This window comes from Rhodopseudomonas palustris, assembly GCF_003031265.1.
Lineage (GTDB): Bacteria > Pseudomonadota > Alphaproteobacteria > Rhizobiales > Xanthobacteraceae > Rhodopseudomonas > Rhodopseudomonas palustris_H.
Genome location: NZ_CP019966.1, coordinates 1,904,726 through 1,929,048, shown reverse-complemented (window position 1 = coordinate 1,929,048; position 24,323 = coordinate 1,904,726). Strand labels below are relative to the sequence as shown.

18 protein-coding genes are annotated in these 24,323 nt (G+C 65.6%); 9 read left to right on the top strand and 9 right to left on the bottom strand.

Annotated features, from left to right (window positions below; translation table 11 throughout):
* Positions 1-261 precede the first annotated feature (261 nt).
* On the top strand, positions 262-711 hold the full coding sequence (locus RPPS3_RS08895; RefSeq protein WP_107343752.1) for a PaaI family thioesterase: 450 nt from the start codon (positions 262-264) through the stop codon (positions 709-711).
* A 174-nt stretch (positions 712-885) separates the two neighbouring features.
* Here RPPS3_RS08895 and RPPS3_RS08890 read toward each other — a convergent pair whose 3' ends face one another.
* A complete protein-coding gene (locus RPPS3_RS08890) occupies positions 886-1,572 on the bottom strand; it encodes a DUF2848 domain-containing protein (protein WP_107343751.1) in 687 nt (228 codons plus the stop codon).
* Positions 1,565-2,914, bottom strand: a complete 1,350-nt coding sequence (locus RPPS3_RS08885) for an amidase (RefSeq protein ID WP_107346515.1) — start codon at positions 2,912-2,914, stop codon at positions 1,565-1,567. The genes RPPS3_RS08890 and RPPS3_RS08885 overlap by 8 nt, the downstream gene beginning before the upstream one ends.
* Positions 2,915-3,210: 296 nt before the next feature.
* Between RPPS3_RS08885 and RPPS3_RS08880 the strand changes: the two genes are divergently transcribed.
* The 3 genes from RPPS3_RS08880 to RPPS3_RS08870 all read left to right on the top strand — a co-directional run bounded on the left by RPPS3_RS08880 (position 3,211) and on the right by RPPS3_RS08870 (position 5,831).
* Entirely contained in the window at positions 3,211-3,624 is a 414-nt protein-coding gene (locus tag RPPS3_RS08880; protein WP_107343750.1) for a Zn-ribbon domain-containing OB-fold protein, read from the top strand.
* Between the two features lie 5 nt (positions 3,625-3,629).
* Complete coding sequence (locus tag RPPS3_RS08875) at positions 3,630-4,769, top strand: thiolase C-terminal domain-containing protein (protein ID WP_107343749.1); 1,140 nt, start codon at positions 3,630-3,632, stop codon at positions 4,767-4,769.
* A gap of 147 nt (positions 4,770-4,916) precedes the next feature.
* On the top strand, positions 4,917-5,831 hold the full coding sequence (locus RPPS3_RS08870; protein ID WP_107343748.1) for an SDR family NAD(P)-dependent oxidoreductase: 915 nt from the start codon (positions 4,917-4,919) through the stop codon (positions 5,829-5,831).
* 251 nt (positions 5,832-6,082) lie between these two features.
* On the opposite strand, the gene RPPS3_RS08865 is transcribed toward RPPS3_RS08870, so the two are convergent.
* The 4 genes from RPPS3_RS08865 to RPPS3_RS08850 form a co-directional block, all read right to left on the bottom strand.
* A complete protein-coding gene (locus RPPS3_RS08865; protein WP_107346514.1) occupies positions 6,083-7,393 on the bottom strand; it encodes an OmpA family protein in 1,311 nt (436 codons plus the stop codon).
* A gap of 410 nt (positions 7,394-7,803) precedes the next feature.
* Complete coding sequence (locus tag RPPS3_RS08860) at positions 7,804-8,133, bottom strand: DMT family transporter (RefSeq protein ID WP_107343747.1); 330 nt, start codon at positions 8,131-8,133, stop codon at positions 7,804-7,806.
* Between the two features lie 116 nt (positions 8,134-8,249).
* Complete coding sequence (gene ppc / locus RPPS3_RS08855; RefSeq protein ID WP_107343746.1) at positions 8,250-11,060, bottom strand: phosphoenolpyruvate carboxylase; 2,811 nt, start codon at positions 11,058-11,060, stop codon at positions 8,250-8,252.
* Between the two features lie 101 nt (positions 11,061-11,161).
* A complete protein-coding gene (locus tag RPPS3_RS08850) occupies positions 11,162-11,932 on the bottom strand; it encodes a hypothetical protein (RefSeq protein ID WP_107343745.1) in 771 nt (256 codons plus the stop codon).
* A 281-nt stretch (positions 11,933-12,213) separates the two neighbouring features.
* Here RPPS3_RS08850 and RPPS3_RS08845 point away from each other — a divergent pair, with 281 nt between their 5' ends.
* The 3 genes from RPPS3_RS08845 to RPPS3_RS08835 all read left to right on the top strand — a co-directional run bounded on the left by RPPS3_RS08845 (position 12,214) and on the right by RPPS3_RS08835 (position 17,129).
* Complete coding sequence (locus RPPS3_RS08845) at positions 12,214-13,281, top strand: YeiH family protein (RefSeq protein ID WP_107343744.1); 1,068 nt, start codon at positions 12,214-12,216, stop codon at positions 13,279-13,281.
* Positions 13,278-14,168: a LysR family transcriptional regulator gene (locus tag RPPS3_RS08840; protein ID WP_107343743.1), complete on the top strand. Its 891-nt coding sequence runs from the start codon at positions 13,278-13,280 to the stop codon at positions 14,166-14,168. The genes RPPS3_RS08845 and RPPS3_RS08840 overlap by 4 nt, the downstream gene beginning before the upstream one ends.
* Positions 14,169-14,327: 159 nt before the next feature.
* Positions 14,328-17,129, top strand: a complete 2,802-nt coding sequence (locus RPPS3_RS08835) for an ATP-binding protein (protein ID WP_107343742.1) — start codon at positions 14,328-14,330, stop codon at positions 17,127-17,129.
* 113 nt (positions 17,130-17,242) lie between these two features.
* On the opposite strand, the gene RPPS3_RS08830 is transcribed toward RPPS3_RS08835, so the two are convergent.
* Together RPPS3_RS08830 and RPPS3_RS08825 are read right to left on the bottom strand one after the other, a co-directional pair.
* Complete coding sequence (locus tag RPPS3_RS08830) at positions 17,243-18,787, bottom strand: acyl-CoA synthetase (protein WP_107343741.1); 1,545 nt, start codon at positions 18,785-18,787, stop codon at positions 17,243-17,245.
* A 147-nt stretch (positions 18,788-18,934) separates the two neighbouring features.
* Positions 18,935-19,747, bottom strand: a complete 813-nt coding sequence (locus tag RPPS3_RS08825; protein ID WP_107346513.1) for a crotonase/enoyl-CoA hydratase family protein — start codon at positions 19,745-19,747, stop codon at positions 18,935-18,937.
* A 111-nt stretch (positions 19,748-19,858) separates the two neighbouring features.
* On the opposite strand from RPPS3_RS08825, the gene RPPS3_RS08820 reads away from it, so the two are divergent.
* Together RPPS3_RS08820 and RPPS3_RS08815 are read left to right on the top strand one after the other, a co-directional pair.
* Positions 19,859-20,731: an SDR family oxidoreductase gene (locus RPPS3_RS08820; protein ID WP_107343740.1), complete on the top strand. Its 873-nt coding sequence runs from the start codon at positions 19,859-19,861 to the stop codon at positions 20,729-20,731.
* Between the two features lie 357 nt (positions 20,732-21,088).
* Positions 21,089-22,666 (top strand): fatty acid--CoA ligase, encoded by a 1,578-nt coding sequence (locus RPPS3_RS08815; RefSeq protein ID WP_107343739.1) that lies wholly within the window; start codon positions 21,089-21,091, stop codon positions 22,664-22,666.
* Positions 22,667-23,035: 369 nt separating this feature from the next.
* On the opposite strand, the gene RPPS3_RS08810 is transcribed toward RPPS3_RS08815, so the two are convergent.
* A complete protein-coding gene (locus RPPS3_RS08810) occupies positions 23,036-24,310 on the bottom strand; it encodes an acyl-CoA dehydrogenase family protein (protein WP_107343738.1) in 1,275 nt (424 codons plus the stop codon).
* Positions 24,311-24,323 lie beyond the last annotated feature (13 nt).

Here is a 24,323-nt window from a genome sequence, read left to right as displayed (position 1 = left end):
CCGCAATGACAACCACAGTTTGTCATTCCGGGGCGCGCCGTCAGGCGCGAACCCGGAATCTCGAGCTGTGGCGCACAGCCTGCAAATAACGTCGAGATTCCGGGTTCGCGAGCTCCGCTCGCGCCCCGGAATGACGGAGCATGGCGTCACGTCGCCCCGTTTCAAACACCCTCTCAAACCACGCTTCAAACTTTGTCGGCGTTGCGGACGATGCTGCGGTGCGGTCTAAAGGTGTTCGATGCAGCGAGGCAAGCGACGCGCATGACGACCGAGCCGGATCAGACCCCCATCCCCGCGCCTGACGGCATTCCTGACGGCTTCGTGCGCCACAGCCGTTCGAGCCCGCTCACCGCGCCGTGGGAGCCGCTTTACGCCAAGACCACGGCGGATGCGGTGATGCTCGGCCTGCGGATTCGCGAGTGCCACACCAATTCGCGCGGCCTCGCCCATGGCGGGCTGATCACAGCACTGGCCGACAACGCGATGGGCTACAGCTGCGGCCTCAAACTCGGCGGCGGCGCGCGGCTGTTGACGTCGTCGCTGGCCATCGACTTCATCGGTCCCGCCAAGATCGGCCAATGGCTGCAGATCGAGCCGGAGGTGATCAAGGTCGGCGCCAAGCTTTGCGTCGCGCAGTGTTTCGTCACCGCCGACGGCACCCGCTGCGCCCGCGCCAACGGCACGTTCAGCGTGGTGAAGGCGAAGGAGTGAGTTAGCGGCTCATGGCACTCTAGCCCCGTCGTTCCGGGGCGCGCGGAGCGCGAACCCGGAACCCAGAGCTGTTCTGCGCCGCCATTCTTCGTCACAACCTCGGGATTCCGGGTTCACGCGCTTCGCGCGTGCCCCGGAATGACGGTCGGTGATGATGGCGCGCTTGCGCTTTGCTCACCCCAAGATCGGCAGATCCACCACGTCATAGCCGTGGCGGATGACGCGGCCGAGCACGGGATCGGCGATCTCGAACTCGAACCGCGATGCCGGGCGGATGCCGCCCTTGGCGGCGAAGGTGCCGCCGAATAGCGCGCAGCCATCGGGCAGGCTGGCGCCGCCAAAGCCGCGGGCGATCAGGTCGCGCGCTGGCAGCATCGCATCAAGCGTGCCCTCCTGGTACAGCACGCGCGTCCCGCCGATCGTGGCGTAAGAACGCAGCACGATGCGATCCCAATGTGCCTCGACCTCGCCGAACTCCCACAGCTCCGGCGCCACCGGCTTGTCGCACATCTGCTTCGACACGGTGACGCCATACGCCTCGACCTTGCGGTCGGTGTGATCGGAGCCGACGCCGACCAGGATGCGGCCCTGATGGCCGATCAGCACGAACTCGACCTCGCCGGACGAATCGCCACCGGACACTTCGATCACAGGCGCAGCGGTGAGCCGCGCCGCGGCGACGCGGTAATAGATCGGCGTCGACGCCGGCCGCGCGATGCCGAGCGCTTCGAGTTCGGCGATGTGGTGATCGCGCGCCACCGGATCGCGCCCGGTCCAGCCGGCGATCACCGCAGTCGTAATCGGCAGCGCCAGTTGGGTGCGGCCGCCGGCAGCGTCGAGCGTGAAGGCAAGATCAACCACGGATCACCGCCTCCATGCCGGCCGCGACCTCGAAGATTTCGCGGTCGGTGCCATTGACGCCCGCCAGCATCAGCCCGATCGGCGGCTCGCCGTCCCGATGGCACGGCAGCGAGATCGCGCAGCCGTCGATCATGTTGATCAGCGTGCAATTCCGCAGCGTCAGCAGATTGGCCTTGGTGAACGCCTTGTCGTCGGCCAGCTCCGCAATGGTCGGCGCCGCGATCGCGGTGGTCGGCATCGCCACCGCGTCGTAGGGCGCGAGCCGCGCCGAGGCGCGCGCGATCAGAGATTTGCGCGCATTCACCAGATCGACATAGTCGGCGGCGCTCTGGGTCTCGCCGCGCAGGATGCGCTCGCGCACCTGCGGATCGTAAACGTCGCCTTGTGCGACGATCAGATAGCGGTGCCAGGCATAGCTCTCGGCAGCGGCAAAACCGCCCTTGGCACCGAGCGGCGCGACCTCGGCGAATTCCGGCACCTCGATCTTCTCGATGATCGCGCCGTGGCTCGACAGCGTCTTCAGCGCGCGTTCGAACGCAGCGGTGACCGCGGCATCGAGATCGTCGAGCGCCACAGTAGTCGGCACCGCGATCCGCATGCCCTTCAAGGGGCGCGCGATCAGCGGCCCGACCGGTTGGTCGGCAAGGATCGCATCGAGCGTGGCGCAGCATTCGACGCTGCGCGCCAGTGGGCCGATGCTGTCGAGCGAGAACGACAGCGGCACCGCGCCGTCGCGCGGCACGCGGTATTGCGACGGCTTGTAGCCGACGATGCCATTAAAGGCCGCGGGGATGCGGCACGAGCCGCCGGTGTCGGTGCCGAGCCCGGCATGCGCCATGCCGTCCGCCACCGAGACCGCGGCGCCGGATGACGAGCCGCCCGGCACGTGGCCGACGTCGCGGCGATAGGCGGCTTTCGGCGTGCCGTAATGCGGATTGATGCCGATTCCCGAATAGGCGAACTCGGTCATGTTGCTGCGGCCGATCACCACGAAACCGGCGCGCCGCAGCCGCGCCACCGCGGGCGCGTCGCTGTCGGCGGGCGGATTGTCGTCGAGCGCACGCGAGCCGGCGCGGGTCACTTGGCCCTTGATGTCGAACAGATCCTTGATCGAGATCGGAATGCCGGCGAACGGCGACGGCGCCGCCTTGGCGGCGCGCAGCTTGTCCATCGCGTCCGCCGCCTGCAGCGCCGCGTCGCGGTCGACGTGAATGAAGGCGCGCGCGCCCTCGCCGGCCGGATCGGCGATCCGCGCCAGACAGTCTTCCACCAGCTTGCGGGAGGTGGTGCGGCCGGCTTCGAGATCGGCCGCGAGCGCGGCGAGTGTGGGATGTCGGGTCATGCTGTCCATTCCGATGGGAAGCCGATCGTCACGCACGTGGGCGGCGCGTCTCGATCACGCAGGAAACATCATCGGCTTATTCAGTAGCGCGGAAAGTGACCCTTTGCCATCCGCCGCCACGGCTGCTCCGGCCCCGCGCTGAGCGCATCGCTCGGGCTCCGCGATTGTCCGCTTTGCGGAATACAATTCCTGCACAAGGCTCCGCGCCCTGCGCGTGTTGACGCTGGCGGGCCGATATCGCATCAAGACCGCACAACCGATGGGCCCACGAGCCAGCTCAGGGAGAAAACTAAGACATGGCTGAACCCGCACGCGCACGTCCTAAGATCACTCCGGAAACCCAGCACTACTGGGACGGCGCCAAGCAAGGCGAACTGCGGCTTCAGCGCTGCGATTCCTGCGCCCACGCGTACTTCCCGCCCCGCCCGTTCTGCCCGAAATGCGGCTCGCGCGAGGTCAGCGTGTTCAAGGCCTCCGGCAACGGCACCCTATATTCCTACGTGATCAATCATCGGCCGCTGGCGGCCGGCTTCACCGAGCCCTACGCGATCGCGGTAGTCGAGCTCGAAGAGGGCCCGCGGATGATGAGCAACATCCTGGAGTGCCCGCAGACGCCCGAGGCGCTCGAACTCGATATGAAGCTGGAAGTCACCTTCCAGAAGATCGACGACGCCCTCACCCTTCCGCAATTCCGTCCGGCGAAGGGGTAAGCATCATGCGTCGTAATCAGGTTGCTATCGTCGGCGCCGCCGAAACCACCAAGCTCGGCGTCATCCCCGACATGTCGCAGATCCAACTCCACGCCGACGCCGCGCTCAACGCGATCGCCGACGCCGGGCTGAAGCTGTCGGACATCGACGGCATCGCCACCGCGGTCGAGACGCCGCAGCAGATCGCCCACTATCTCGGCATCACGCCGACCTGGGTCGACGGCACCTCCGTCGGCGGCTGCTCGTTCATGCTGCACGTCCGCCACGCCGCCGCGGCGATCGAGGCCGGCCTCTGCAAGACCGTGCTGATCACCCACGCCGAGAGCGGCAAGTCGATGATCGGCAAACTGCCGCGCTCGATTCCCGCCGACAGCCTGCAGGGCCAGTTCGAAGCGCCCTACGGCATCTACGGGCCGCCGAGCCAGTTTCCGATCCCGGTGCTGCGCTTCATGAAGACCCACGGCATCACCCACGAGCAGATCGCCTCGGTAGCCGTGGTGCAGCGCGAATGGGCGGCGAAGAATCCGCGCGCGATGATGAAGGACCCGATCACCGTCGAGGACGTACTGAACTCGCGGATGATCGCCTATCCGTTCCGGCTGCTGCAGTGCTGCCTCGTCACCGACGGCGGCGGCGCGCTGATCATGACCTCGGCCGATCGTGCCAAGGACTTCCCGCACAAGCCGGTCTATGTGCTCGGTACCGGCGAGAGCGTGGAAACGCCGATGGTCAGCCAGATGGAGACCTTCAACTCCTCGCGCGCCTTCAAGGTGGCGGGCCCGACCGCGTTCCGCGAGGCTGGTATCAAGCACAGCGACGTCGATCACCTGATGATCTACGACGCGTTCGCGCACCTGCCGCTGTTCGGCCTCGGCGACCTCGGCTTCATGCCGTATGAGGAAACCGGCAAGTTCATCGCCGACGGCAACACCCGCCCCGGCGGTAAGCTGCCGCTCAACACCAACGGCGGCGGCCTGTCCTACATGCACTCTGGCATGTACGGCATGTACGCGTTGCAGGAAAGCGTCCGGCAAATGCGCGGCATTGCGCCCGCGCAGGTGCCGAACGCAAAGATCTCGGTCTGCCACGGCGTCGGCGGCATGTTCGCCGCAAGCGGCACGATCATCTTCACCAACGAGAAGTAACGTCGACGTCGCATAGTTGTTGTCGTCATTGCCGGGCTTGACCCGGCAATCCATCTTCTTCGCGAAGAGGATGGATGCGCGGGTCGAGCCCGCGCATGACGCTGAAGTAAGTGGCATCGCCTCAGTTAAACAAAGAAGGAAGAAACAATGGCCAAGGCACTGGACGGCAAAGTCATCATCGTCACCGGCGCGGGACGCGGCATCGGCCGCGAGATCGCGCTGCTCGCGGCGCGCGAAGGCGCCAAGGTGGTCGTCAACGATCCGGGCGTCGCGTCCGACGGCTCGGGCACCGACGCCGCGCCGGCCGAGCAGGTCGTCGAGGAGATCAAGAAGGAAGGCGGCACCGCGGTCGCGAATTTCGAGACCGTCGCCGAGGCGATTCCCGCCAGCAAGATCGTCAAGCAGGCGGTCGACACCTACGGCAAGCTCGACGGTGTGGTGAACAACGCCGGCATTCTGCGCGACGCGATCTTCCACCGCATGAGCATCGACGCCTTCGAGCAGGTGATCAAGGTGCACCTGATGGGCACGTTCTACGTCTCGCACGCCGCCGCCCGGCTGTTCCGCGAGCAGGAGAGCGGCTCGTTCGTGCACTTCACCTCGACCTCGGGCCTGATCGGCAATTTCGGCCAAGCCAACTATGCGGCCGCCAAGCTCGGCATCGTCGGCCTGTCGAAGTCGATCGCGCTCGACATGCAGCGCTTCAACGTCCGCTCCAACTGCGTGTCGCCGTTCGCCTGGTCGCGCCTGATCGGCACCATCCCGACCGAGACCGAGGACGAGAAGGCCCGCGTCGCACGGATGCAGCAGATGGGCCCGGAGAAGATCGCGCCGCTGTCGGTGTATCTGCTCGGCGACGCCGCCAAGGACGTCAGCGGCCAGATCTTCGCCGTGCGGATGAACGAGATCTTCCTGATGGGCCAGTCGCGTCCGATCCGCTCGGTGCATCGCGACGGCGGCTGGACCTGCGAAAGCCTCGCCGAGCACGGCATGCCGGCGCTCAAGGGCTCGTTCTACAAGCTCGACCGCTCCGCCGACATCTTCAACTGGGATCCGGTGTAAACTCGGTCAGCTCCACGACGACGATCGGTTAAACACCAGCACGTCATTCCGGGGCGCGCCGCTAGGCGCGAACCCGGAATCCGGAGCTGTAGAGCACCCGGCCGTCGCTACCAACTCGGGATTCCGGGTCGGCGAGCTGCGCTCGCGCCCCGGAATGACTCGAAGAACTAACAGCCCCCGCCGTTTGCACACACAGAAAAGCCCGCCTTGCAGCGGGCTTTTCCGTCGGGTGAAGCACCTTGGAGGGGGAGTTACTTCACCACGAATTCGATCCGCCGATTTTGCGCCCGGCCTTCGGCGCTGTCGTTGCTGGCGATCGGCTTGGCCGAACCGTAGCCTTCCGCCGCCAGCTTGACCGAGCCGATCCCGGCCTTGGTCAGGCTTGCCACCACCGCTTCGGCGCGGCGCTTCGACAGCGCGATGTTGGCGGACTTCTTGCCGGCGCCGTCGGTGTAGCCGGCGACCTCGATGGTCACCGCCGGGCACTGCTTGATCGCGGCGGCAAGCTTGTCGAGCAGCGGCTGCGATGCCTTGTCGATCACCGCGCTGCGGCGTTCGAAGTTGATCTTCTCCGCAGAAGCCAGAGCCGACACCCGCCCCTGGCAATCCTGCGCCGGGCTTGCCGGCAGCGCGCCGGTGGCGTTCGCGGTCTTGATCTCCGCGAGCGCAGCGGCCGGCTTGGCGGCTGCCTGCTTGGCCGCGTCATCAGCCGCCTTCTTCGCCGCCTCATCGGCAGCAGCCTGCTTGGCGGCCGCTTCCGCCGCGGCTTTGGCTGCGGCTTCCTTTGCAGCAGCTTCCTTGGCCGCAGCTTCAGCGGCGGCCTTCGCGGCTGCTTCCTTCGCTTCGGCGTCCGCCTTGGCCTTGGCGGCAGCATGCTTCTGCGCCGCATCCTTGACGGCCTTGGCAGCAGCCTCCTTGGCGGCGGCTTCCTTCGCGGCCGCCTCCGCCTTGGCCTTCGCCTCGGCTTCAGCCTGCAGCTTCGCCACCGTCTTGGCGGCCAGCGCCGCGCCACTCAGGTCGTCGACATCGGCAACGCGGCGCACGCCCGGCACCTTCAGGATCTGCTCGCCGAGTGCGGCCCGCACCTTGTCGCTGCCGAGATCGGCCGGCAACAGCACGTCGCGCCCGGCGACGTCGAAGTTGAGCGGATCGGCGCCGGCTTCCTTCACCACGTCGGCGACGCGCTCGCGCAGATCCGGCTCCAGCTTCGGCAGCGTGGTGATGCCGAACACCGCCAAAATCAGCCCGGTCGCAAACAGGCCGACCCACCAGCCTTCGAACCGCACCGGCAGCAGGCCCGGCGCGATGCCGCCGGCCAGCCCGCCGACGAAGTAAGCAATCACCAGCCCGACGCCGGCTTCGAGCAGTAGCTCGGCCTTGCCGGAGGCGAGTTGCGCGGCGACCAGCACCAGCGCCAAGGCGAGCACGACGCCGACCCGGCTCACCCAGTAATTCTCAAGGTCGGCCGCCCAACCGAATTTCTGCGCGAGCAGCGGCGTGACCGCGCCGACGACGAAGGCCGCCGCCAGCCAGATCCAATAATGAGTGACAAGATACAGCATCGGACGCCCCTTCTCCGCCGCGATCGGGCCGCGCGCCGGGGCATTCAATCAACGAAGCCGAGCCGGCATGGCACAGCGAACGCGCGTTCGCATTGTCGAACCGCCCCCGAGATCGCCTGATCCGTCGAAAGGGTCGGTCGCCAACCAGTTAGCGCCATCGGTGCGCTGGCCACCATCCTGACAAAAGTTTGACCTGTCGTACTTCGTGCTTACTAACTAAGCACACGCGCCGACATTTTTGGCACGCAACTAACTACCCCTCTACCAGACCGTAGCGGGATACAGCGCTCGCGGTATCGGGATGCAAAGTCGGAGGATCGATTCGGCTCGGCTTGAAGCGACGCGGCAGATCGCAGTGCCGAAATTATCCGCGCGGGTCTCGGCGAGCCCGCGCCGGCGAAGCTTGCGCTCTAATGCGCCGACACGTTCGAGAAGAAATTGATGATGCCGACGCCGGCGATGATGAACGCGATGCCGACCATCGCCGCGGTGTCCAAGGCCTGGCCGAACCACAGCCAGCCGACCGCCGAGATCAGCACGATCCCGATCCCGGACCACAGCGCATAAGCGACGCCGACCGAGATGCTGCTCAGCGTCAGCGACAGGAAATAGAACGCAGCACCATAGCCGACGACGACCAGCACCGACGGCAACAGCACCGTAAACCCCTGCGACGCCTTCAGCGCCGATGTCCCGGCGACTTCGGCCACGATCGCGATCAGAAGATAGAGCCAATGCATGGTGGACGTCCTCGGTGTCTGCGGCCACTCGTCCGCTTCAGCATCGCCGCCAATCTAACAGGCGCGCCTTTCCACCGGCTAAATGAGCCCAGACCAATCCCAGCGGCAGCCCGCCCTCACCCGCTATTACGCAGCCCCGCCGAAATCCCGTTGATCGTCAGTTGCACGCCGCGGAGCACCTGTTCGTCCGGATCATGGGTGCGGTGTTCGCGCAGCAGCTGGACCTGGACGTGGTTCAGGGGGTCGAGATACGGGAAGCGGTGGCGGATCGAGCGTTCGAGCAGCGGGTTGCTCTGCAGCAGGCGGTCCTGCTGCATGATCGCGAACAGATACTCGATCGACGAATGCCATTCGGCGCGGATACGGCCGAAGATGCGCTCACGAATATCGACGTCCTCGACCAGCTCAGCATAGCGCGAGGCAATGCCGATCGAGCTCTTCGACAGCACCATGTCCATGTTCGACAGCAGCGTGCGAAAGAACGGCCACTCCTGATACATCTTTTGCAGGAAGGCGATGCCCTTTTCGGGGTGCGTGGTGACCCAGGCCGAGACCGCGCTGCCGAAACCGTACCAGCCCGGCAGCATCAGCCGGCACTGCGCCCATGAGAACACCCACGGGATCGCGCGCAGATCCTCGATCGCGCGCGTCTTCTTGCGCGAGGCCGGGCGGCTGCCGATGTTCAGCGTCGAGATCTCGTTGATCACCGTCGATGCCCAGAAGTAGTCGACGAAGCCGTCGGTCTCGTACACCAGGCCGCGATACGCCTTGAAGGCCAATGCCGAGAGCTGCTCCATCGCCTCGAGATAATCGCGATGCGGCGCCACCCGCTTCGGCTGCAACAGGCTCGCTTCCAGCGTCGCGGCGGCGAGGATCTCGAGGTTGTTGCGGCCGACTTCGACGTTGGAATATTTGCTGGTGATGATCTCGCCCTGCTCGGTGATGCGGATCTGGCCGTTCACGGCGCCGCCCGGCTGCGCCACGATGGCGTCGTAGCTCGGGCCGCCGCCACGGCCGACCGAGCCGCCGCGGCCGTGGAACAGCCGCAACCGCACGCCATGGTGCTCGAAGATCTCGATCAGGCCGATCTCGGCCTTGTACAGCTCCCAGCCCGAGGTGACGAAGCCGCCGTCCTTGTTGCTGTCGGAGTAGCCGAGCATCACCTCCTGCACCGAGCCGCGGCTGTCGACCAGCCGGCGATATTCCGGGATCGACAACAGCCGGTCCATGATCTTGGCGCAGGCCTGCAGGTCCTCGATCGTCTCGAACAGCGGCACCACGTTGATGGCGCTGCGCCCCGACGGATCGATCAGCCCGACTTCCTTGAGCAGCACCGCGACTTCGAGCAGATCGGAGACCCCCTTGGTCATCGAGATGATGCATTGGGGGATCGCCGCTGCCCCGTAGGTCGCGTGCGCCTTCGCGGCTTCGCGGAACACTGCGAGCTCGCCCACGGTCTCGTCGCTGTATTTGACGAACATCGACGTCAGCGGCCGGGTGCTGCGCAGCTCGCTGATCAAGAGCGCGATCCGCGCTTCCTCGTCGAGCATCGCATAGGAGGTGCCGGGCCGCGCGGCGTCCATCAGCTCGGTAATGGTGCGCTCGTGCACCGCCGAGTTCTGCCGCATGTCCAGGCTGGCGAGATGGAAGCCAAAGCAGTCGATCGCGCGGCGAAGCTGGCGCAGCCGGCCGCGCGCGATCACGCCGGAATTGTGCTGGGTGAGCGACAGATGGATGGCGTCGAGATCGGCCTTGAAGTCCTGCGCGCTGGCGTAAGGCTCGGCCTCGCCGACCGGCGCGCGGAGGTTCTCGACCTCGAGCTTGAGCGCAGTGGCAGCGAGGCGCGCATAGATGCCGGACACCGCGAGGCGATACGGCTCGTATTTGCGATGCGGCGAGGTGTCGGGCGATGTCTCGGCCAGTGCCTTCACGGTGTCGGTGGTGCCGGCGAGATGCGAGGCCAGCGACAACTCCGAGCCAAGCTCGTGCAACTCGTCGAGATAATAGCGCAGCACGCGCGTGCTCTGCAGCTTCAAGGTGCCGTGCAGCACCTCGGCGGTGACGAACGGATTGCCATCGCGATCGCCGCCGATCCAGCTTCCCATCCGCAGGAAGCTCGCCAGCTCGCCTTCGCTGTTGACGCCTTCGGCCTTCGCCGCATCGGCAAGCCGGTCTTCCAGCGCACTGTGCAGCCGCGGCACCTCGCGCAGGAAGGTGTAGTCGTAGAACGACAGGCCGTTGGTGACTTCATCCAGCACCGTCAGCTTGGTCCGGCGCAGCAGGTTGGTCTTCCACAGCGTCTCGACGGCGCGGCGCAGCCGCTCCTCATTGTCGGCCCATTCGTCGGCGGTGAGCTGAACGCGATCACGCTGATCGAGCAGCCAAGCGATCTGCATCTCGCGGTCCATCGTGCTCTTGCGGCGCACTTCGGTCGGGTGCGCGGTCAGCACCGGGCTGACCAGCGCGGTGGCAAAGAACTTGCGCAGCTCCGCCGCACTGATCCCTTCCTGCCGCGCGTGCGCCAACGTCTTGGCGAGCAGTCCGGCGCGCGGCGCCGAGCCCGCGGTCGAGCCGGCGCGCATCTGGCGGATGTTGTTCTGGTCCTCGGCGATGTTGGCGAGGTGCGAAAAATAGCTGAAGGCGCGAACGATCCGCATCGTGTCGGGGATCGACATCCCGTCCAGGATGCCTTCGAGCTCGGCGCGCGCGGTCTTGTCGTCGTCGCGATGGAAGCGGATCGAGGTCTGGCGGATGTTCTCGACCAGATCGAACACGGTCTGGCCTTCCTGCTCGCGCACGGTGTCGCCGAGGATCCGGCCGAGCAGCCGGATGTCGTTGCGCAGCCGGGTCTCGGCCTCGATCGCGGCCGCGTCGTCAGGACGTTCGGAAACCGGCTCGGCACCGGCGGACAGGTTCAACGACGACATCGCAGCACTCCAGGATCAGATCGGTATCCTGAAGGATTTTGTGCACCGCACGCAAGATTAAGAATCGGCGGTACACGTGGCGCGGGCCGGTCGAAGCGTAGTTAGCGCGCGCCCGAGATGTTGCGGACGTTGTCCGGCGGCGTGTCGCTGTCCGGCGGCGGCGGCGAGGCCGGCTCGGCAGCGCTGGGCGTCGGGGCCGGTGGCGGGGCGACCGGCATCGGGGCCGCGACCGGCGTTTCGTACAGCGGCGGCTGCGGCACCGGCCGCGCGCTGGCCGAGGTCGGCGGCGTGGTGGTGCGGGTGAACGGCGGCTGGAACAGCGGCTCCGAAGCCGGCGCGGGCCGGCGCTTGGCCCAAACGAACGGTACCACGATGGCGATGATCAGGCCGATCACCAGCAGGATCAGCAGCGCCGATTGCTGCAGGAAGGCGATCGCCGGGACGCTGACGCCAAGGATGACGCCGACCACCGCGATCTTCCAGGCGCGGATGTGCAAACCGGCCGTGAAGGTGCCGAGCGCCAGCAGGGTCAGCACGCCGAGCGCAGCGGCAAGCCCGCTGAGCTGGCGCGTCACCTGCAGCGACATCAATTCCATGGTCAGCAGCACGGCGCCCCAATGCAGCACCTGCGACACCACCAGATAGACGTGCTGATCGGCGGCGCGGGCTTCACGCCAGCGCGACACCACGCAGACCAGGCCGATGAACGGGGCCAGGATCACCCAGTAGATGCTGGTTTCGGAGAAGCTGGTGTAAGCGACCCCGAACAGCGCCAACAGCAGCATCAACAGATACGGCCACTCGGTGGCAACGAAGCCGCCGATGCCGGAATGCCATTTCGCACGCGACGGGTCTGAATGCAGGTCTGTCATGATCGATCCCCTCCAGCGTGCCCCTGTGTAGCATGGAACCCGCGGACGCGCTGTGACGTCCTGGGGCGGATCTCCCGCTTTGGTAAGCAAGCTGCCAACCGGCGTCCGCACGCGTCACACCTTGGCAACGATCCGGTGCAGCGGCGGTTCCAGAGAGAAGGAACTCTGCTTTAGGCGGGCACTTGGGAGATTAATCATCTAAATCGATTGCTTTAAACAGAACAATCTGTTTGATTGATGAGTCTGGAACCGCAATGGATTGGCCAACAAGGAGCCGATCCATGAGCCTGATCACAAATGCCAAGCCGAACCCGCACCCCCACCACCCTCGTGCCGCCCACCTTGGACAGCATCTCGCGGCGATCGCCCCAGGGGTGGCGGTGACCGCCGCAATCGCAACCGCCGCCGTCGGCCTGCATGCCATTCCGGGCATGCCCGGCATCAGCCCGATGCTGCTGGCGATCCTGATCGGCATCGTCGGCCACAATGCCATCGGCACGCCGTCCTGGGCGGTGCCGGGGGTCAAGTTCAGCCTGCGGCGAGTGCTGCGCTTCGCCATCATCCTGCTCGGCCTGCAGCTCACCACCGCGCAGCTGATCGAGGTCGGCGGCGCAGGCCTTGCGATCATCGCCGCAACGCTGCTCGCCACCTTCTGCTTTACGGTGTGGTTCGGTCGTGTGCTCGGCGTCGACCGCAAGCTCGCCGAGCTTATCGCCGCCGGCACATCGATCTGCGGCGCCTCTGCGATCATCGCCACCAACACCGTGACCCGCGCCGACGACGAGGACGTCGCCTATGGGGTCGCCTGCGTCACCGTGTTCGGCTCTTTGGCAATGGTCGGCTACCCGCTGCTGCAGGCGGCGTTCAATCTCGATGCTCACGGCTTCGGGCTGTGGAGCGGCGCCTCCATCCACGAGATCGCCCAGGTCGTGGCGACAAGCTTCCAGGGCGGCCAGCGCGCCGGTGAATTCGGCACCATCGCCAAGCTGGCTCGGGTGATGCTGCTGGCGCCGCTGGTGATCGCGCTTGGCATGCTGGCCCGCTTCCGCGCCAAGCATCTGCCCGCCAGCGACCGCGGCGCGGCGCCGCCGATGCCCTGGTTTGTGCTCGGCTTCGTGGCGATGATCGGCGTCAACCAGTTCGTCGCCATCCCGCACGAGGCCAAGAGCTGGATCGTGGCGATCACCGGCTTCCTTTTGTCGATGGCGCTGGCGGCTATGGGACTGGAGACCGACCTGCGCAAACTCGCCGCGCGCGGCCTACGCCCCGCCTTGCTCGGCCTCACCGCGTCGCTGTTCATCGCCGGCTTCTCGCTGATGCTGATCAAACTCACAGGATGGCACGGATGACACTAGAACAGCTCCGCATCTTCATCGCCGTCGCCGAACAGCAGCACATGACCCGCGCCGCGAGCGGACTGAACCTCACCCAATCGGCCACCAGCGCGGCAATCGCCGCGCTGGAAGCACGTCACGGGGTCAAGCTGTTCGACCGCGTCGGCCGCGGCATCGTGCTCACGCAAGCCGGTCGCGACTTCCTCGGCGAAGCCCGCGCCGTGCTTGCCCGCGCTCGCGCCGCCGCACAGGCGCTTGACGACATCGCCGGACTGAAGCGAGGTTCGCTCAGCGTCGCCGCCAGCCAGACCGTCGGCAACTACTGGCTACCGCAGCGGCTGCTGCGCTTCCGGCAGCGTTATCCCGGCATCACGCTGCAGCTCACGATCGCCAATACCGAACAGGTCGCCGCGGCGGTGCGGGAGGGCCGCACCGATCTTGGCCTGGTCGAAGGCGAGGTCGACGATCCGCTGCTGAACACGACGCCGATCGGCGGCGATGATCTGGTGATCGTGGTCGGACGCGACCATCCGTGGTGCACGCTGCCGCGGCTGACGACCGCCAAGCTCACCACCACCGGCTGGGTGCTGCGCGAACGCGGCTCGGGCACGCGCGCGATGTTCGAGGCCGCGCTGCAACGCAGCGGGCTGGCGTTGTCCGATCTCGATGTGCGGCTGGAATTGCCGTCTAACGAAGCGGTCCGCGCCGCAGTCGAAAGTTCTGACTGCGCCACCGCGATCTCTGCGCTCGTCGCCGCGCCGTCACTGGCCGCCGGCACGTTGCACAGCCAGCGGTTCGATCTGCCGCATCGCGCGTTTCATCTCTTGCGTCACAAGGAACACAGCCACAGTCAGGCCGAGAACGCACTACTTGCTGAATTGTCCGATCCGCCCACTCGCTGATCTGGATTTAGATACCAAAATCGTCGCTGCTAATTCCCGGTTCCCGCCACAGGAACTCACAACTCTGTAACTATCCAAAGAAAACTTAGCTTATTTGCCTCGCATCGTTGCGGCGCTGCCGAAGCCATGCCTAGGGTTACAACCTAGGAGGGTGAGACGTTGCGCAAGGGGCTGACGCTTTCGACCAGACTGGCGATCTTGGTGATGTCGACGGCAATGCTGACCGCAATCGGGGTCGGCTATCTCGGCTATCGCAACATTGCGCCGGTGGCGATCGAGCGGACCCTAGCCGGGCTCGACGCCAATGCAGGCTGGCAGGCGCGCGAGCTGTCTCACCTCGTCAACGGCGCCACTGCCGATCTGATGGGCTTCCGCCACATTATCGGCATTGACGAGCTGATCGAGCTCAGTCTCGACCGGTCGAAAATCGTCGCCGGCGGCGAAAGCCTGCCGCAGTGGCGTGAACGCATCGGCCGCCGCCTCGCGCTGGAACTGGAAAACAAGCCGGACTTCGCACGCTACCGGCTGATCGGCGTCGCCGACCAGAGCCGCGACATCGTCCGTGTCGAACGTCTGGCCAACGGCAAGATTCGTATCGTTCCCGATGACCAGTTAGCATTCGCGGGCGGCCGCGAGATTATCGAGCTCGGCATGTCGGCCAAAGACGGCGAGATGTTGATCTCGACTGTCGAGTTCGAGCCTATCGAGGAGCCGTCCGCCAAAGCTGCACAGCAGGACGCACCGGCGCTGCGTCCCATCATTCGCGTCGTCACCCCAGTGTTCAGTGACGATGGCGCGCGGTTCGGCGTTCTGGCCGCGACGATCGATCTGAGAAGGCCGTTCGAGCGGCTGAAAGATCCGGTACTGGCGGCGTCCAAGATCTATGTGGTCGACGACAAGGGACACTACCTGTTCCACCCGGACGCCCCTCGAGGCGGCTTGGCGATCGGCTTTCCCTCGACCCTGGAGCAGGATTTTCCCGGGCTCGCCGGGGCGCTGGCGAACGACCGCTGGACTCCGGCCGTGATCGAAAGCCGCAATGGTGACCGGTTCGGCGTCGCCTATCAGCCGATGAACGCCGGCACCGAGACGCCTTTGGCGCTGGTCGAAGCGATCGCCGAGCACGACATGATCCGCGGCCCGATGCTGGCGTGGGGGAAGTCCACCCTTGTCGGTGGCAGCTTCGCCGTGCTGGTGGCGATCGTGCTGGCGGTAGCGTTCGCCCGCAGCCTGGCGCGGCCGCTGTCGGAGATGACCCGTGCGGTCGAAAGCCTCAGTGGCGGCGGGCCGCTGACGCTGCCGCGTGACGCCGGCGGGGAGATCGGCGTGCTGGCCCAGGCGTTCTCTTCGACGATGCAGGAGTCGCGCGAGAAGACCGCGGCGCTCCGCCGCGAGAAGGAGATTTTCGAATCGATCATGAATGCGATGGCCGAGGCCGTCCTGCTGGTCGATACCGAAGGGGTGATCGTCTATGAGAACCCCGCCGCGGTAGCGCTGCGCACCTCGCCCACCGGGATCACGGGCCCGACCTGGGAGACCTCGGTCGAGTCGTTTCTCGCCGACGGCGTGACGCCGCTCGAGGTCGATCAGCGTCCCGGACGGCGGGCGATGCGCGGCGAGCCGATCGATCGCTTCGAGTTCGTCGTCCATGTGCTCGGCAGCGACAAGATTGTCGATGTCTCCGGCAACGCGCGCCCGATCCGCGAGGCCGACGGCACGATCAGCGGCGCCGTGGTGGTGTTCAGCGATGTCTCCGAGCTGAAGGAGACCGAGCGTCGACTGCACCAGTCGCAGAAGCTGGAGGCGATCGGTCAGCTCACCGGCGGCGTCGCGCACGACTTCAACAACATGCTGACGGTGATCAGCGGCACCGCCGAGATCTTGCTCGACGAGCTGGCCGACCGGCCCGACCTCGTCACCATCGCGAAAATGATCGACCAGGCCGCCGAGCGCGGCGCCGACCTCACCCGTCAGCTGCTCGCCTTCGCCCGCAAGCAGCCGCTGCAGCCGCGCAACATCGATGTCAACACCGTGGTGTCGAACATCAAGCAGCTGCTGCGGCCGACCATCGGCGAGCACATCGACATCGACGTCCGGCTCGATCCGGCGGTCGATCCGGCGCTGATCGATCCGTCACAGCTTTCGTCGGCACTGCTCAACCTCGCCGTCAACGCCCGCGACGCGATGCCGGGCGGCGGCAAGCTGCTGTTCGAGACCGCCAACGTGATGCTCGACGACGACTACGCCGAACATCACCCCGAGGTGAAGCCGGGCCGCTATGTGATGATCGCAGTCAGCGACTCCGGCGCCGGCATGACGCCCGACGTGCTGGAGAAAGCGTTCGAGCCGTTCTTCACCACCAAGAGTGTCGGCAAGGGCACCGGCCTCGGCCTGAGCATGGTGTACGGCTTCGTCAAACAGTCGAACGGCCACATCCAGATCTACAGCGAGGAACAGCACGGCACCACGATCCGGCTGTACCTGCCCCGCGCCGATTCCGACGTCGATGCCCTGCCCTCGATCACGCCGATCGAAGGCGGCACCGAAACCATTCTCTTGGTGGAAGACGACGAACTGGTCCGCAACTTCGCACTCGCGCAGCTTCGCGGCCTCGGCTATCGCACCATCCCGGCCGCGGACGGCACCGCAGCGCTGGCGGAAGTGCGGCGCGGCACGCCGTTCGATTTGCTGCTCACCGACATCATCATGCCGGGCGGCATGAACGGCCGCCAGCTCGCCGACGCGGTGGCGCGGCTGCGGCCGGTGAAGGTGCTGTACACCTCGGGCTACACCGAGAATGCGATCATGCACCACGGCCGGCTCGATCCCGGCGTGCTGCTGCTATCGAAGCCGTTCCGCCGAGCCGATCTGGCACGCCTGGTCCGCGCCGCCCTCAGCCGCGCCGATCACCAGCCGGTCGAAGACGAGGCCGGCCCTGAACGCAAGAGCGCCGCGAGCTAGACTCGTCCTGTGTCGGTGAACTTGGGGCTCCGTTGCCAACGCGCAAACGGCGGAGCCTTATGGGGAGGCGGCGCGACGCGCCGTCCTCATTCCATCAATGACAGAACCGCCTGCTAGATCACCCGGCCTGCATTCGCCCAATACGGATCGCGCAGGCGGCGCTTGAAGATCTTGCCCGAATCTTCGCGCGGCAGCTCCGGCATGATCTTGATGTGCTTGGGTACCTTGTAGTCGGCCAGCGCCAGCTTGAGCTGCGACCGGATGAAACTCTCGTCGAGCGTCACGCCCGGCTGCGGCTCCAGCATCGCCATCAGCGCTTCGCCGAACTCCGCATCCGGAATGCCGAACACCGCGCAGTCATGCACGCCCTGCACGGCGTGCAGCGCCGCCTCGATCTCGGCCGGATAGATGTTGACGCCGCCGGAGATCACCATGTCGCGCTTGCGATCGCAGATGAAGACGTAGCCGTCGTCGTCGACATAACCGACGTCGCCGGAGGTGATGAAGCCACCACGGTCGATCTCGGCGCGCTTCTCCGGCTTGTTGTGATAGGTGAAATCCGGATTGCCGGCGATCCGCGAGAAGATCTCGCCGATCTCGCCCTGGGGCACTTCGTTGCCGTCATCGTCGATGAATTTCAGTTCGGCGCCGTGCGCGATCTTGCCGACGGTGCCGGGCTTGTTCAGCGCGTCTTCGGACGTCGCAAACGTCACCGCGCCGGATTCGGTCGAGCCGTAGAACTCATAGATCACCGGCCCCCACCACTCGATCATCGCGCGCTTGACGTCGGCGGGGCATGGCGCCGCGGCGTGGATGACATGGCGCAGCGACGAGACGTCGTACTTGGCGCGCACCTCAGCGGGCAACTTCATCAGCCGGATGAACATCGTCGGCACCATGAACACGGTGTCGATCTTGTGCTCCTGCACCAGCGCCAAGAATTCCTCGGGGTGGAAGCGCGGCATCAGCACCAGCACGCCGCCGAGCTTGCCGGCGCGGATGCCGAACGAATTCGGGGCGGAGTGATACAGCGGGCCCGGACACAGCGCGCGCACCTGAGGCTTGAGGCCGTAGATCGTCGCACGCATCTTTTCGGCATGCGCTGCCTGCTCCGGGGTCGGCGCGAACCGCTTGACGCCCTTCGGATGGCCGGTGGTCCCGGAGGTGTAGATCATGTTCTGCGGCTGCGGCAGCGCCGGGCCGTCATACGGCTTCTGCTGTGCCAGCCAACCGTCGAGATCGATCGCACCCGCCGGTGGCGACAGATGATCCGGCGCGATCTTGTAGTTGGCGATCACTTCCGGCGGCGTCGGCACGCTGAGCACCGTGAGGTCGGACGGAATCGCGGAGGCGACACTGTGCAACAGGTCGGCGTGGCCGATCAGCACCCGCGTGGCGGAATCGCCGATGATGTAGCCGACTTCCTCCGGCTTGAAATGCCAGTTCACCGGCACCGCATAGGCGCCGAGCGTCATCACGCCATACACCGCTTCCATGAAGGCGATGTCGTTGCGCATCAGTACGCAGACGCAGTCGCCGGGCTTGACGCCGAGCGCCTGCAGGCCGCCGGCGATGGTCGCGACACGCGCGTTCACTTCGTCGAAGCTGCGGCGGCGGTCGCCGGAAATGATGCCGTGATAAAGCTGGTTCTCGGACATTGTTACTCTCCGATTCTCGAGTCGGGGTTGGCCGCAGCGCGCAAGGATGACCGCACGCTGCAGCACGATGATGCGGCGCTTATACGCGAAGACGCCGCGCGATGCGCGCGGCGTCCCCTCGATAAGTCATGTATTTGCCGCGTAGCGCTATGCGTCGACGAAGTTGGGCGCGCGCTTTTCCATATTCGCGCGCACCGCTTCGGTCTGGTTCGGCGAACCGATCAGCTTCTGCTGTTCGACGCTTTCGGCGAGCAGCGCCGGGCCCGGATCGACCGAGAGCTTATTCATCATCCGCTTGGCAGCGCGCACCGCGTCCGGATTCTTGCCGGCGATCTCGCGCGCCATCTCCAGCGCGGCCTGGTACGGGTCGTCGACGATCTTGGTGGCGAGGCCGATGCTCACCGCCTCCTGTGCCGCGACGATCCGTCCGGTGTAGGTCAGTTCGCGCAGCACGTCGTCGCGGAGCAGCGTCGCCAGGATCGGCGTGCCGGCCATGTCGGGCACCAGGCCCCATTTGATTTCCATGATCGACATCTTGGCATCCGGCGCCATCAGCCGGATGTCGGCGCCGAGCGCGAGCTGACAGCCGCCGCCGAACGCAACGCCATGCACCGCAGCAATCACCGGCACCGGCAGCATCCGCCAACCCCACACCGCCTGCTGCGCGGCGTTGGCCTGGCCGTGCGTGCGCTTGGTCAGGTCGCGAAATTCGCCTCCCGGAATTCCGTTGCCGCCGCTTTCCTTCATCGCGGCGAAACGTCCCATGTCGAGGCCGGCGCAGAACGCCTTACCCTCGCCGGATAGCACCACGGCGCGCACGCCCTTCTCGTTCGCCAGTCGCTCGGTGGTCTTCACCAAAGCCTCGAACATTGCGGCGTCGAGCGCATTCATCTTGTCCGCGCGCACTAGGCGGACATCGGCGACACCGTCCGTGATCGTCACCGAAACGCGGTCGCTCATCGGGACATCCTCCATTTTGTTTTGCGTTGCGGCGCTACAGAAAAGCGTTGTCGGGATTTAGTCAATCGCCTAATTAACGACCAGCTTCAACTTTTCCGGGCGGTTTTCTTCATGTTCACAGATCAGCTTCTCGCCGGCCGTCGCATCCTCGTCACCGGTGGCGGCACCGGCCTCGGCAAGGCGATGGCGGCGCGCTTCCTGCAACTCGGCGCCGAAGTGCACATCTGCGGCCGTCGCAAGGGCGTGTGCGACGAGACCGCGACCGAACTGATGGATCAGTACGGCGGCAAGGTGATGACCTACGGCGTCGATATCCGCGACGCCGCGGCGGTCGACCATATGGTCGAGACCATCTTCGAGAGCGGGCCGCTCACCGACCTGATCAACAACGCGGCCGGAAATTTCATCTCGCGGAGTGAGGATCTCAGCCCGCGCGGCTTCGACGCCGTCGCCAACATCGTGATGCACGGCACGTTCTACGTCACCCATGCGGTCGGCAAGCGCTGGATCGCCGGCGGCCACCGCGGCAACGTGGTGTCGATCACCACCACCTGGGTGCGCAACGGCAGCCCCTATGTGGTGCCGTCGGCGATGAGCAAGTCGGCAATCCACGCCATGACGATGTCGCTCGCCACCGAATGGGGCAAATACGGCATCCGCCTCAACACCATTGCGCCGGGCGAAATTCCGACCGAAGGCATGAGCAAGCGGATCAAGCCGGGCGACGAAGCCGGCGCCCGCACCATCAAGATGAACCCGATGGGCCGCGTCGGCACCATGGAGGAGCTGCAGAACCTCGCGACCTTCCTGATCTCCGGCGGTTGCGACTGGATCAGCGGCGAAACCATCGCCATGGACGGGGCGCAGGGCCTCGCGATGGGCGGCAACTTCTATCAGCTGCGCGACTGGACCAACGACGATTGGGAAAACGCCAAGGCCTCGATCAAGGCCCAAAACGAAAAAGACCGCGCGCAGCGGGGGTAGAGGGCAACGAGGCCGTCATCCCGAGGGCGCGCTCTTGCGCGCCTCGAAGGATGACGAAGTGCGAGCGGAGAGATCAAAGTGATCTAGACTTCGCTTCCCGCTCTCGCCACTCACCGATGTCATCCCCCGCGCATGCGGGGGATCCAGTATCCCAGAGCATCTCGGCCGACGAAGAGCGCTCTGGAATACTGGGTCGCCCGGACAAGCCGGGCGATGACGGCCTGATACTGCGCACCCTTTGCGCTCGGTAAACTCCCCATCCCCGCGACATTCCCTCCCGCTTGTGTTTGCAGCCGAAGCGCGGCAGACTTCGTGCAAACAACAAGCAACGAACTAACAATATCCAAGGGAGAGACAATGTCCGAGGCAGCCGAGCCGGCCACGCTGGCCGACGTCATCCGTGCGCAGGCCAAGACCCGCGGCGACGAGATCGCCTACGAGTTCGAAGGCCGCATCAGCACCTTTGCCGACTTCGATCGCCACACCAACCAGGTCGCCCGCGCGCTGCAGGCATCGGGTGTGCAGCCGAACGAGCGCATCGCCTATCTCGGCAAGAACAGCGACATCTATTTCGAGCTGTGGAGTGGCGCGATCAAGGCCAAGGCGGTGATGGCGCCGGTGAACTGGCGCCTCGCAGGGCCGGAGATCGCCTACATCGTCGAAGACTGCAAGGCGGCGATCCTGTTCGTCGGCCCGGAATTCGTCGATCAGGTCCGCGGCCTCAAGGATCAGATCCCGAGCGTGCGCCACATCATCACCACCGAAGGCGGCGCGCCGGAATGGCAGGACTTCACCAAATGGCGCGACGTGCAACCGGGCGATGATCCGCAGGTCGCAATCGCACCGTCAGATATCGCGATCCAGCTCTACACCTCCGGCACCACCGGCAAGCCGAAGGGCGCGATGCTCAGCCACGCGAACTTCCTGTCGCTGGTCCGCGCCGGCCAGGATAACAAGCCGGAGTGGAACACCTGGACGCCCGACGACGTGTCGCTGGTAGCGATGCCGGTGTTCCACATCGGCGGCTCAGGCTGGGGCATGATGGGGGTCTATCACGGCGCCAAGGGCGTGATCGCGCGTGAATTCGATCCGACCAAGGTGCTCGATTTCTTCGAACAGTCCGGCATCACCAAGCTGTTCATGGTGCCAGCCGCGATGCAGTTCGTGGTGCGGCAGCCGCGCGCCCGCGAGGTCGATTTCTCGCGGCTGAAATACATGTTGTACGGCGCCTCCCCGATTCCGGCGGCGCTGCTGAAGGAGTGTATCGAGGTCTTCAAATGCGGCTTCGTGCAGATGTACGGCATGACCGAGACCACCGGCACCATCGTGGCGTTGCCCCCGGAGGATCACGTCGAGGGCCTGGAGCGGATGCGCTCGGCCGGCAAGGCGCTGCCCGGCGTCGAGATCGCGATCCTCGATCCCGACGGCAAACCGCTGCCGCCGCGCCAGGTCGGCGAGATCGCCACCCGCTCCGGCTCCAACATGGTGGGCTACTGGAATCTCCCCGACGCCACCAAGAAGACGATCGACGGCGACAACTGGCTGCGCACCGGCGATGCCGGCTACATGGACGAGGACGGCTACGTCTATATCCATGACCGCATCAAGGACATGATCATCTCCGGCGGCGAGAACATCTATCCGGCCGAGGTCGAGAGCGCGATCTGCGATCACCCGGACGTCGCCGAAGTCGCGGTGGTCGGCGTGCCCGACGATCAGTGGGGCGAGTCGGTCAAGGCCGTGGTGGTGATGAAGCCCGGCAAGGAAGCGACCGCGCAGGACATCATCGGCTTCACCCGCACCCGCATCGCCGGCTACAAGACGCCGAAATCGATCGACTTCATCCCGGCCCTGCCCCGCAACGCCTCCGGCAAAATCCTCCGCCGCCAGCTCCGCGATCCGTATTGGAGCGGCAAGGATCGGCAGGTGAACTGAGCGGCGGCGGTCAGCTACATCCTCCGTCGTCATCGCCCGGCTCGTCCGGGCGACCCAGTATCGCAGAGCGCTCATCGCTCAGCGGTGCATTTGCCGCGAGCGCCCTCGCATACTGGATCCCCCGCATGCGCGGGGGATGACGTTTGTAGGCGGAGGAATGCCTATCACCCTGACAAACGTCATGCGCGGACTCGACCCGCGCATCCATCGCGCGCGTCAGCGCGCTAAACCAGTAGCGTCATTCCGGGGCGCGTAGCGCGAACCCAGGATCTCGAAGCATCGAATGACCAGCGACGAACAGCTCGGGATTCCGGGCTCACGCGCTTCGCGCGTGCCCCGGAATGACCGGCGAGAAGAAGTGGACTGCCCTCACCGCTTGTTCGCGCCCATGTAGCCGAACAGGAAGCCCGCCACTTTCCGCATCTGGATTTCTTCGCTGCCTTCAGTGATGCGGTATCGGCGGTGGTGGCGGTAGATGTGCTCGAACTGTTTGTGGCGCGAATAGCCGATGCCGCCGTGGACCTGAATGGCGCGATCGGCCGCCTGCCCGCACAGCCGGTTCGCCCAATAGTTACACATCGACACCTTGTCGGACAGCGTGTGCTCGACCTGGGCCTGGGTCATCTGATCCATCTCCCACGCGGTCTTGCGGATCAAGAGGCGCAGCATCTCGGCCTGGGTGGCGAGTTCGACCAGCGGAAATTGAATCGCCTGGTTGCGCGCCAGCTCCTCACCGAACGGCTTGCGCTCACGCGCGTATTTGACGCTCTCGTTGATGCAGAACACCGCCGCGCCGAGCGACGAGGCTGCCTGGCGGATGCGGTTCTCATGCACGAAGCACTGCGCCAGCGACAAGCCGCGGCCGACCTCGCCGAACACCGCATCCTCAGTGACGAACACATCCTTGAACGACACCCTCGGATGGTCGGTCGGCATGTTGAAGGTCCACAGATACTCTTCGACCTTCACGCCGGATGCATCGGCCGGCACCAGGAAGCAGGTGATGCCGCGCGCGTCGCCGTCCTTGCCGGCGGTGCGTGCGAACAGCGCGCAATGCGTGGCGACGTGCATGCCGGTCGTCCACATCTTCTCGCCGTTGATCACCCAGCCCTTCTTGCCGTCGCGCACCGCCTCTTCGGCGCGCGTCTCCATATGCGTGGCGTCGGAGCCATGATCGGGCTCGGTGAGACCGAAAGTGATGCGATACTTGCCGGTGATCGAGCCGTCGATCATCGCCTTCTGGTCCGGCGTGCCGTACAGATCCAACATCTTGACGATCGGGAAATTGCCGACGATCGAATGCTCGTTCTGCAGATCGTTGTGCAGGCCGAGCCCCTTGGCGGCGAAATGTTCGCGGATCACCGCCATCCAAAGATTAGTGCCGTCCTGGCCGCCGTAGCGCTTCGGAATCGCGAAGCGAAGATGGCCGGCGTCGTCGGCGAGGTTCTTCGCCTTGCGTAGCAGCTCTTCCCATTCGTGACGCGGCAGCCCGCCATGTTCGAAGTCCGTGCGCGCCCATTCGCGGCGATGATCGAAGAAGCGGATGTTGTCGTCCGCCTGCTCCAGCGGCTTGATCTTGGACTCGATGAAGCGATCGAGCTCGGCGAGATAGGCGACCAGATCGGGCGGCAGAGAAAAATCCAAGGCGTGCTCCCAC

Bases quoted from the DNA above. Each gene is read 5' to 3' on its own strand.
- RPPS3_RS08875 (WP_107343749.1), top strand. From the start codon at position 3,630: ATGCGTCGTAATCAGGTTGCTATCGTCGGCGCCGCCGAAACCACCAAG.
- RPPS3_RS08860 (WP_107343747.1), bottom strand. From the start codon at position 8,133: ATGCATTGGCTCTATCTTCTGATCGCGATCGTGGCCGAAGTCGCCGGG.
- RPPS3_RS08840 (WP_107343743.1), top strand. From the start codon at position 13,278: ATGACACTAGAACAGCTCCGCATCTTCATCGCCGTCGCCGAACAGCAG.
- RPPS3_RS08815 (WP_107343739.1), top strand. From the start codon at position 21,089: ATGTCCGAGGCAGCCGAGCCGGCCACGCTGGCCGACGTCATCCGTGCG.
- RPPS3_RS08895 (WP_107343752.1), top strand. From the start codon at position 262: ATGACGACCGAGCCGGATCAGACCCCCATCCCCGCGCCTGACGGCATT.
- RPPS3_RS08825 (WP_107346513.1), bottom strand. From the start codon at position 19,747: ATGAGCGACCGCGTTTCGGTGACGATCACGGACGGTGTCGCCGATGTC.
- RPPS3_RS08820 (WP_107343740.1), top strand. From the start codon at position 19,859: ATGTTCACAGATCAGCTTCTCGCCGGCCGTCGCATCCTCGTCACCGGT.
- RPPS3_RS08845 (WP_107343744.1), top strand. From the start codon at position 12,214: ATGAGCCTGATCACAAATGCCAAGCCGAACCCGCACCCCCACCACCCT.
- RPPS3_RS08830 (WP_107343741.1), bottom strand. From the start codon at position 18,787: ATGTCCGAGAACCAGCTTTATCACGGCATCATTTCCGGCGACCGCCGC.
- RPPS3_RS08880 (WP_107343750.1), top strand. From the start codon at position 3,211: ATGGCTGAACCCGCACGCGCACGTCCTAAGATCACTCCGGAAACCCAG.
- RPPS3_RS08865 (WP_107346514.1), bottom strand. From the start codon at position 7,393: ATGCTGTATCTTGTCACTCATTATTGGATCTGGCTGGCGGCGGCCTTC.
- RPPS3_RS08850 (WP_107343745.1), bottom strand. From the start codon at position 11,932: ATGACAGACCTGCATTCAGACCCGTCGCGTGCGAAATGGCATTCCGGC.
- RPPS3_RS08885 (WP_107346515.1), bottom strand. From the start codon at position 2,914: ATGACCCGACATCCCACACTCGCCGCGCTCGCGGCCGATCTCGAAGCC.
- RPPS3_RS08870 (WP_107343748.1), top strand. From the start codon at position 4,917: ATGGCCAAGGCACTGGACGGCAAAGTCATCATCGTCACCGGCGCGGGA.
- ppc (WP_107343746.1), bottom strand. From the start codon at position 11,060: ATGTCGTCGTTGAACCTGTCCGCCGGTGCCGAGCCGGTTTCCGAACGT.